5 protein-coding genes and 1 pseudogene are annotated in these 3,808 nt (G+C 31.7%); 1 reads left to right on the plus strand and 5 read right to left on the minus strand.

Translation table 11 applies throughout. The features are described 5' to 3' along the window. A partial coding sequence (locus AA81_RS12020) for a transposase family protein (protein ID WP_146050393.1) occupies positions 1-422 on the minus strand: 422 nt, incomplete at its 3' end. 114 nt (positions 423-536) lie between these two features. Between AA81_RS12020 and AA81_RS12025 the strand changes: the two genes are divergently transcribed. Beyond that, a complete protein-coding gene (locus tag AA81_RS12025; RefSeq protein ID WP_146050394.1) occupies positions 537-950 on the plus strand; it encodes a hypothetical protein in 414 nt (137 codons plus the stop codon). A 289-nt stretch (positions 951-1,239) separates the two neighbouring features. On the opposite strand, the gene cas2 is transcribed toward AA81_RS12025, so the two are convergent. From cas2 to AA81_RS14310, 4 genes and pseudogenes are all read right to left on the minus strand, one after another. Then, positions 1,240-1,494 carry a CRISPR-associated endonuclease Cas2 gene (gene cas2, locus AA81_RS12030; protein ID WP_041534156.1) on the minus strand — a complete coding sequence of 85 codons (255 nt, stop codon included), beginning with the start codon at positions 1,492-1,494 and terminating at the stop codon, positions 1,240-1,242. A 14-nt stretch (positions 1,495-1,508) separates the two neighbouring features. Then, positions 1,509-2,510 carry a type I-B CRISPR-associated endonuclease Cas1b gene (cas1b, locus tag AA81_RS12035; protein WP_103899160.1) on the minus strand — a complete coding sequence of 334 codons (1,002 nt, stop codon included), beginning with the start codon at positions 2,508-2,510 and terminating at the stop codon, positions 1,509-1,511. Position 2,511: 1 nt separating this feature from the next. Then, positions 2,512-3,024, minus strand: coding sequence for a CRISPR-associated protein Cas4 (cas4, locus tag AA81_RS12040; RefSeq protein ID WP_103077273.1), 513 nt, complete (start codon positions 3,022-3,024; stop codon positions 2,512-2,514). Then, a pseudogene (locus tag AA81_RS14310) lies at positions 3,017-3,808 on the minus strand (hypothetical protein); the annotation flags it as partial. The gene cas4 and the pseudogene AA81_RS14310, both read right to left, overlap by 8 nt.

Genomic DNA, 3,808 nt, shown 5'->3' on the forward strand with positions numbered 1-3,808 from the left:
ACAGTTCTCACACTTACACCAAACTCTTTCGCGGTTGCTGATATGCTCATCTTACGCAAACTCTTTACAAGGTTTTCTGTCTCTGCTCTTGTTATTCTTTGCCATCTATAACTTATCTTCTCATTTCTGAAGCTTTTCCCTGTTTTTTTACACATGTATCTTTGTGGTCTGTGTATCAGATATATTCTTTGTGTTCCAACTTTGCCGGCTTTGATAATCCTTTCTTTTGCTCTACCGTTACGTACTATGTATTCTCGCTTGTCTTTACATCCTTTACATTTATACGGACATTCTGGTATCCCTACCTTTTTCGAATATCTCACTTCAAAATAAATCTCTCCATCTTTTCTCAAATCTTTTCTCTCTTTTAACTTAAAACCTTTGTCAATACCCAGTATTTGTGCTATAATTTTGTTGCTCATGATATCACTCCTCTCTCTTTTTATTTTTTTGTTTTTTGTTCTATGAGGAGTGATATCTTTTTTTATCCCTTTTGTCAAGTATCTCATCAACCATTTTTATTATACAGCCGAGAAGTGATTGATATAGCTGATTATGGCCTTTCTGCGAATTTATCTCAAACGAGTTTTAGTGCGAATGGTGGTTATAGACAGAGTTTGAACACTTTCTTTCCGGACTTAGCGTTTGGAATGTATGTTCAAGGCTTGGTAAACTATTCCTTTGGAACAGTTACATTCGACATTTCTTCTGGAACATTCATAGACCTCAGTACCGGTGAATCATTCACTATTGAAGAGGAAGAAGAATTCGACAGTTCGAGTTGGGGTTTAGGTGGTGGATTTGGAACGAGCTTTGTGGTTCAAAACTTCGATGTGAATGTAGGTGCCGATGTTTTATTTGAAAAGGTAACATTAACCTATGATGACGAAGATTTTGAAGCCGACCAGTGGAAACCTAAATTCAAGATTCATGTAGGCTTACAATTCTAATTTAATTTATAAAGTAACTAAAAAACCTCCGTCATGGAGGTTTTTTAATTCAGTTTCTTTCCTAAGTTTGATATAAAAATAACGTAAGAATTCTAAAACAAACATGAGTAAGAAAAAAGCATTTTTTATGACTTAACTACCGTCATTTTTATAACTTAGATTTAGTTGATTGCCTTTATCTACTTATTTTTTCTCATAAATTTGGATTGTTAGGAAAGGTAATAGTAGAATAAAAATAAAGATTTAATTCAACTTTTTTCTATTTGGTGAGTTTCTTAATATTACAACCTTAAATAATGAAGTCATCAGGTTCTCCTTTTTCCACTCCATAAGTTTCTTTGATAAAAATTTTTCGAGATTCGAAAATGTACCAAGTAATGCTATCTTCATCCTTTTTTGTGATTTTTCTTATCTGTTGTTTTAAGATCTCATATTTTGCTTTTGTTATTTCTCCTTCCAGCAAGGAATTTTGTACCCAGTTCAGGTATTGTCTCGCTTTTTTTAAAACTTTTGCAACTCTTTTCTCATTAACGTCGTAAGCCATAATTACGTACGTTTTTACCACCTCATCGTAAAAGGAACGTATTCTTTTTCTTCGATCAGATGTTTTAAAATTTTATAAGCCTCATGTTTTATCAATGTTCTGTAGGTAATATTCCTTTTTAATTTTTTATGTTTTAAAGTCGTACTTAAGTGTTCTTCATAATTTTTTATGAAATTTTTTTGACCTTCTTCGTTCAAGTGAATGCCACCTTGAACTTTTTTAAAATGGTTTTCATTAATTATTTTTTTATTCACAAGGTTAAAAATAGTTCTATCTACCACAATGGGCTTAAATATTTCAGCTATATCAAGGTTCAAAGAAAATTTTCTAAAGTTAGTTGAATGAAGATAGCCAATTCTAGGGTCTAACGGAGTTTGATAAATTTGCGTTAAAACTGTAGAGTACATTAAAGAGTTCCCAAAACTGATAAGTGTGTTCATGTAATTTGTAGGGGGCCTTTTTTCTCTGACAACCATTTTGAAATCTTCATTTGAGATTATATTGTTATCAATAAAATTATAATAAATCTCTCTATAGTTTCCCTCTTGTGCCATTAATTCGTTAATAGAACCAATCTGGGGAATATTCAGAATAAATTCTTCCATTTTTTGCGAATACCGTTTTATTGTTAAATCGTTTTTCCTTTCATAATATTGCACAATCTTTAAGATGTTTTGCATAGCTCCTTCTACAAACTTTTTTGCTAAAACTAATCTTTTTTCTGAGGAGATATAGTGCTCTACTTGTTTAACTATTGTTATTCCATTTGTATTATGTTCATATGGATAAAAACTTCCCACATAAAAACCATAATGGTTGAAAAAATGGAGTGGTAAGTTATTGGCGGACAAAAATTCAAGAAGTCGTTTGTTTATATTTATTTCTCCAAATATCTTTATTTCTGAAATGTTTTCTATCGGGAAGTACTTTGTTTTTTCATCAGATTCACTTTTAAAGGCTAGTGTATTTCCTTTTCTAGATAATGTTCCACTTTGAAATATATAAATAGGTTTCAATTTATTCCTCTCCCGCCCAACATAATTCTGCAAAGCCACATTTTGAACACATCCCTATCCATTTTGGTGGAGGTGGAACAGGCGATTCAATTAATTCATTGAGTTTAAGAAGTATATCTTGTATTTCTTTTTTGGCTTCCTCATCGAATACAATGGGAATTCTCTTTTTTTCTTTTGGCAACAGAATTTCCCCCTTTGCTTGAACGCCCATATCCTCCAATAATTTTAAATAATATAATAACTGGATTTTGGCTCCTTTAAAAGACTTTGAGGATTTTTTGATTTCTCCAACTATGGTACACTTATTATCATTCCAAATTAAATCAATCACTGCTCCTGGAAGTTTTATTTCTTTTTCACCTTTCCCTTCATAAGAATTCTTGTGTAAAAACCTTCCTAGTTCTATGTAAGGGTTATCTTGTTCAGGAGTGAATCTCCTTAAAACAAACCAAGCTTCTCTTGGACATATTGAATAAGCTAAAACTGAATATCCTGTAATGATATTGTCATCCATAAAAATCCTCTTTCAATTCATACGGAATAAACCCTACTTCTTCAGAATAAATTTCCCCAATGCCTAACTGCGTAATCAACCAAACTCCATTACCTTTATACACAAGCTTTTTATCTTCTTCTAGGAATACTTCATTATAATGGGTTTCCCATTCTTCTAGTTCTTTGTGAGGAACATTTATAGAATAATCTTGAATTTCTTTCCATAGTTGTTTTTTTCTTTCGTAATTTTCTAAACTATGTTCCAAACTTTCAATTTCATATAATTTGTTTGAAACTGTTCCATCCACATCTACAAACACCACATCCTCGTATAAATGTTCTTCTATCAGAGGTTTATAATTACTCCAATTTCCTTCTTTTATGTCATACCATGGACCTTTTTGATATTTGCTAACTGACAATGCCTTGTAATATTTATCTAGTAGTTGTTGAACTTCGTTTTCTGAAAATTTATTTTTGTAGGCAAATATTTCTTTTGTATTATTTAGCGATATGCTATCGTACACATAAGAAGCATACGATCTTTCATTATCACTTTCATCATCTACTATTTCAGCAACCGTTACTGTGCCAAGTTCATTTAGCATTCTTCTATTACATCTTCCAGCAGCTTGGACTATGCTGTCAAAGGGGGATAAATCTTTAAAAATATAATCAAAGTCTAAATCCACTCCGGCTTCTACTACTTGGGTAGATATGAGATTTCTTGGCAAGTTTTTATTTTCCAACTGTTTGATCTGTTTAATTCTGTCAAGCCTTTCTGGCTGTATAATAAAAATGGT

This window comes from Petrotoga halophila DSM 16923 (assembly GCF_002924615.1).